This window comes from Nevskia soli (assembly GCF_903970205.1).
Taxonomy (GTDB): Bacteria; Acidobacteriota; Terriglobia; order Bryobacterales; family Bryobacteraceae; genus Bog-113.
This window is the reverse complement of record NZ_CAJCHS010000436.1, coordinates 1-5641: the sequence shown is the minus strand read 5'-3', so window position 1 is coordinate 5641 and position 5641 is coordinate 1. Positions and strand designations below refer to the sequence as shown.

At 57.6% G+C, this 5641-nt stretch carries 4 protein-coding genes; 2 read left to right on the top strand and 2 right to left on the bottom strand.

What is annotated here, in order from left to right:
* A partial coding sequence (locus H1Y01_RS18665) for an Ig-like domain-containing protein (RefSeq protein WP_180542250.1) occupies nt 1–634 on the bottom strand: 634 nt, incomplete at its 3' end.
* Between the two features lie 8 nt (nt 635–642).
* Nucleotides 643–2022 carry a DUF1501 domain-containing protein gene (locus H1Y01_RS18660; protein WP_180542247.1) on the bottom strand — a complete coding sequence of 460 codons (1380 nt, stop codon included), beginning with the start codon at nt 2020–2022 and terminating at the stop codon, nt 643–645.
* Between the two features lie 551 nt (nt 2023–2573).
* On the opposite strand from H1Y01_RS18660, the gene H1Y01_RS18655 reads away from it, so the two are divergent.
* The gene (locus H1Y01_RS18655; RefSeq protein ID WP_180542246.1) at nt 2574–4007 is read left to right on the top strand and encodes an ATP-binding protein; all 1434 of its coding nucleotides are present in this window, start codon (nt 2574–2576) and stop codon (nt 4005–4007) included.
* A 240-nt stretch (nt 4008–4247) separates the two neighbouring features.
* Nucleotides 4248–5641: hypothetical protein (locus H1Y01_RS18650; protein ID WP_180542244.1), on the top strand; the 1394-nt coding region annotated here is incomplete at its 3' end.

Sequence of the window (5641 nt, the reverse complement as noted above, 5' to 3'; positions counted from 1 at the left end):
CGTTCTCCGGAGAGCGAGGCGCGCCCTGTGCGATCCACTGGCTGATCACTTTGTATTCGAGCGAATCGGGCTTGAAGCGCTGCCCGCCACCGTGAGCGATGGCCATGGTCGGCTTGAGCAGAATCAGGCTGTGCGAAGGCTCGGAAAGATTGACGCGGCGGCCTAAGGACTGGCGGGTGAGGGTATCGTAATCGGCGTCCGGATCGTAGCCGCGAAGAGTTAGTTTGAAGCCGTTCTTGCCGGCGAGCGCACCGTGACACGCGCCCTGATTGCATCCGACCTTAGTCATTACCGGGAGAACATCGTTCTTGAAATCCCAGGTGAACGGGGCATCCACATCTTTAACGTGAATCTGAGCAGTGGCTTTGCCGTCGCCGGAGGCCGCCGTAATGATCGCGTCGCCGTCCTTGATCGGAGTCACTACGCCTTCTTCATCGACCGTCGCGATGGCGGGATTTGATGAGGTCCAGTGCGCTTTCTTTGTCCAGTCTTCTTTATGTGTTCCGACGGTAGCTTCGGCCAGGAACTGGTGACGGGCTTCGGGACCGCGCAGTGTCGCGCTGGGCGGCAGGATACTCAGCGTGCTTGCCGCGGCGGGAAATACGAGGACGAGACTCAGGAGTAGTTTTCGCATCCTATTCTCTAGGTGAATAACTCGTGAACCGGCTGGATGCCGCGTTCGACGAGCGGGATCGGACGGCCTTGCGCGCCGGGGAGCTCGAGCTCGAGCGGGATGCCGAGGCTGTGATAGATGGTCGCGGCGACTTCGCCCGGAGATACCGGGCGATCTTTAGGAGCGGCGGCGATATCGTCGGACGCCCCGATGACCTGTCCGCCTTTGACGCCGCCTCCGGCCATTGTTATCGTCCAGCATTGCGGCCAGTGATCGCGCCCGCCCGCGGGATTGATCTTGGGCGTGCGACCGAACTCGCCGAGCGAGACGACCATCGTGTCGTCCAACAGACCGCGCTGCGAGAGGTCCTCAAGCAAGGAACTGTAGGCCATATCGAACATCGGTCCGACTAAGTCACGGTAACAACTAATCGGGCTGAACGGCTTCGAACCGTGAATGTCCCACGTGATCTCATCGAAAACGGTTTCGAACATATTGACGGTGACGAAGCGGACGCCGGCTTCGATCATGCGGCGCGCAAGCAGGCAACTCTGGCCGAAGCGGTTGTATCCATATTTCTGGCGAACACTCTCCGGCTCCTGATTGAGTTCGAAAGCGGCACGCGCCTTGGTGGAACTCATCAGGGTGTAAGCCGAGTGGAACGTCGAATCGAGCAGCCGGGCGTCCTGCGAAGTCTCGAACTTACTCACGCTGGCATCGATCATCTCGCGCCAGTTCTTACGGCGATCGACACGGAAAGGTTCGAGGTAATCGGGCGGCAGTAAGTCGGGAACCTTGAAGTTGGGGTCGGACGGGTCGGCGTTGAGGACGAAAGGATCGAAGGTCTTGCCGAGGAATCCGGCGGTCTGGCCGTGGGGCATGTTACCGCCGGTATTGCCGATAGGCCGCGGAAGAAGGACGTGAGCCGGAACGTCGCCCTTGGGACCTTTGAGCTTGGAGAGTACGCATCCGATGTGCGGGTACTCGATGCCGCCCTGAAATAAGCGGCCGGTCTGCATCATCTGATGTCCGGTGTCGTGGACGGCGGCGGCTGAATGATAACAGCTGCGGATGAGGGAGAACTTATCCGCGTGTTTGGCCATGCGCGGGAAATTTTCGGAGATCTCGATCCCGGGGACATTGGTCTTGATGGGCGAATAGGGGCCGCGAACCTCGGAGGGCGCGTTGGGTTTCATGTCCCAGGTGTCCAGTTGGGAAGGGCCGCCGACCAGGAAGAGCATGATGCAGTTTCGGTCGGCTTTGGCGGGATCGGTGACGCCCGCGGCCTTGAGGCTGAGCATGTCGCCGAGGCCGAGACCGAGGAACGAGAGCGCGCCGGCGTGGAGAAAATCGCGCCGACGCAGGCCGTCACAGAACTCGACGCTGCGATCGGAATCTAAGCGGAACATGGCTTGAAGTTCTCCTTATATTGCGGGGGTAATTGAATTCTATGTTAACGGGAGGTGGGATGCAATCGGTCGATTCTCAGGTTTGGCGGGTTGGTTTGGGGCCTTTGGCGGGATCGAAATTGGCTTCCCAGGTTCGAAACTGGGTTCCCCGGGTTCGTTATTTTTTGCTAAGTGGCTTGTTTTCAATAACTCCCCAGGTTCGTTCCATTTAATTTCACGTTGCCGTGGCGCCGCGGCCTGCGATTGGCAGGAGAGCTGTCGCGCGAGGCGTCGTGTTTATGGTAACGGGCGGGTGAGGCGCTTGAGGGGGAATTCGGGCGGAAATTGGGGTTAAGCCGTTTGGGATGAAGGCGAGATTAAACTCCGTGGCGTGATTCGGCGGCGGTTGGTCCGGTGGCGATCCGAAGCCCGAGCCGCTGGGACTCCATTCGAAGACGCGCGTCCGTGAAAACCGGCTGGAAGTGACTTCAAAAGCGAGATTTCTAACTATTCTTGATTCTTAGTTAAAGTATATTTGTATTGTGGGTTGATTTTTGTGATATATTGCTGAGGTGAAGATCTCGCACGATGAGTTGGCAGCGGTTCTCGGCCAGTTCAACCCGTGGTGGCGCGGGGAGGCGGTTACGGACTTGCCGCACTGGCGCCGGGCCGCTTTTCAAGAGCTACAAAAGTGGATGGTTGCTCCTCCTGCGCCGCGCGCCGTGCTTCTTTCCGGCGCTCGCCAGATCGGGAAAACGACTTTGCTGTTGCAGTCCATCGCCGAACTGCTTGCGTCGGGAGTGCCGGCAGCCAACATCCTGTACGCCACTTTCGACCATCCTCTGTTCAAGCTCTCCGGGATCGATGCGGTGATCGAATGCTGGCGTGAGCGAGAACCGCGGGCCGCGGGACCCGAATATTTGTTCCTTGACGAAGCCCAGTTTATCCGCGATTGGGGTACATGGGTGAAACATCAAGTCGACTTCGTGCGCAACCGCCGTATCATTTTCACTGGATCGGCCATGCCGTTGCTTGAGGCCGAGCAGGAGTCTGGAGTCGGACGGTGGCACGCAATTCGCCTAACCACGCTGTCCTTTTACGAATACCTGCAGATCAAGAAACTGCAGCTGCCCACGCTGCCGCAGGTGAACAGCTTGACGGAACTGTTTAGCTACTCGCACGGGCAGTTGATGGGTATTCAGGAGAGTGCCAAGCCTTATGTGGGGCATTTTCACGAGTACATCGTACGTGGGGGCTTCCCGCAAACAGCGCAGGTAGAGAGCATAACTCAGGCGCAGCGATTGCTACGGGAAGATATTATCGACAAGGTTCTCAAGAGAGATATGACGGCTTTGTTCGGAGTGCGCCGCATTCTGGACCTGGAACAGACCTTCCTCTACTTATGCATGCACGACGGCGGCCTGTTGGACATGCCGGCGCTGTGCAGTAATCTCGAGGTGAAACGGCCGACCGCACAGCATTTCATTGAACTGCTGGAGGCCACCCATCTTATCTATCGGCTGCAACCCTTTGGGTATGGCAAGGAGGTTCTGCGAGGCCGGTATAAGATTTACCTGGCAGACGCCGCGATTTCGCCGGCGGTATTGCTCAAAGGAAAGACTGTCATGGAGGATCCGGTTGCACTCGGAGTCGCGACGGAAACCGCCGTCTTCAAGCATCTATTCGCCCGATACTACGCGAGGCAAGTGAAATTCACGTACTGGCGAGGGAAACGCGATCACGAGGTGGACCTTGTGGCGGAACTTGGGGACCTGCTGATACCGTTTGAGGTGAAATACCGAACGGTACATGCAGGCGCGCGGGAGCTCAAGGGCCTGTTTGAACTTTGCGAGAACAAAAGAGTCGACCGGGGTTACGTAGTGACGAAGGCGCTCGACGATTTCGGTCCGCTTGCGTCAAAGGAGAAACCGGCTACAAAGATCATGCGGATTCCAGCCCCGCTTCTCTGTTATTGGATGGGAGAATCTGAAACGCACAAAACGTAATTGGTGTTTTGCGCGAGCCCAGGTGCGGCATAGGGTGCTTGAAGAACAGTCTCCGGTCATTTATGTCAGTCGTGTTACAGCAGAGTTCCACTGTAGCCGCTAACAAAGAAATTCCGATCCACAGATCGGCAACCGTCGTTTTCCGCTTGCATGCACTCCAAAGTTTGTTTACGATGCTCAAGAACAACCGCCGCGTCGGAATCTCTAATTCTCTTTTTTTGAAAGCTACAAGGAGTGTCTATGGTTGTAAGCCGTGCTGTGACTATTGGTTTCGTTGTCTGCGCCTGGTTTGCGGGATGGAATCTATCGGCAGCCGAGCAGACTCAAGATCCGCTGCTACGTATTCTCGTTTCGAAGGGTGTTATCACGGACGCGGAAGCGGAATCGCTGGGGAACTCAGCGAATGCGCCCGAACAAAGGCCGGCGTTAATCGCTTTGTTACATAAGAAAGGAATTATTAGCGACGCGGAGTACGACGCTCTAGCCAACTCAGGAGCAGGCTCAGGATCGAAAGACGGGGCGACAACGCTAGTCGCGTCGGCGAGTCCCGCGATACGCCAGGCGGCTGCGCAGCAGAAAACTCCATCGGAGCCAACTGCCGCGCCGGATGCGCCAGCGTCCGACTATATTCCGGCGATGGCGCCGATTCGTCCGTTGACGCTAGAAGCGCCGACTCTGGAAGGTAAGATTCCATCAATCAAACTGGGCGACTTACTGTTCAAGCCGTACGGCATGCTTAAATCGACTTCTACCTCGGATAGCTATTCGCCCCGGGGAGATGATTTTCCCGTGCCCGGTCTGATGAGCGATAGCGGCCCGGATCATTCGCCGGAGTATCACCTGAAGACGCGATCCAGCCGGGTCGGCTTCCAAGTGCAGGGACTCGATACTTCATCGGACTGGTTAGTGACCGGCCGTCTGGAAGGCGATTTCGAGGGTAACTTTTCGCGCGTGGATAACCGCAACATCGCAACGATCCGGGCCAGCTCGTTCTCTATCCGGCTCGGCTACTTTCGCCTGGACCATAAGTTGAGCGATAGTACATCGGCCTTTGTTTTACTTGGTCAGGATTGGACGCCCTTCGGTTCATCAACGCTGCCAAACTCCGTGGAGACGACCGGATTGGGCGTGGGCTTCGGAACCCTCTATGAGCGGCTGCCGCAGTTCCGGTTTGGGCTGTCGCAGAAGCTCGGGGGCTCACGCAATTGGAAGCTTGGACCGGAATTCGCGATCATGATGCCGGCGTTTGGCAACGATCCGTCGGTGGTCGACAGCCAACTGGGGTACGGCGAGCGCCAGGGCGCAGACTCGGCGCGCCCGGAACTGCAGAGCCGCGTCGTGCTGCAGTGGCAACTGGACAAATCTCCAGGCGTCGCGCCGGCTGAACTAATCGTGAGCGGCGTGGATGGCGAGCGCAAGGCGACCGTGCTCGCGTCCGCAGTGCCGACCGCGTTCAAGGCAACGTTCCCAACCGGCGCCGATGTTACCAGCGGCCGCTACGGCTACACAGGGGAAGCTCAACTGCCTACGCGCTTTTTTACCTTTCTAGCTAAATGGTACAGCGGGAAAGACCTACGGTTTTACTTTGCCGGACAGCTGGGTACCGAGTTCAACGACACCTATGGATTGACTTC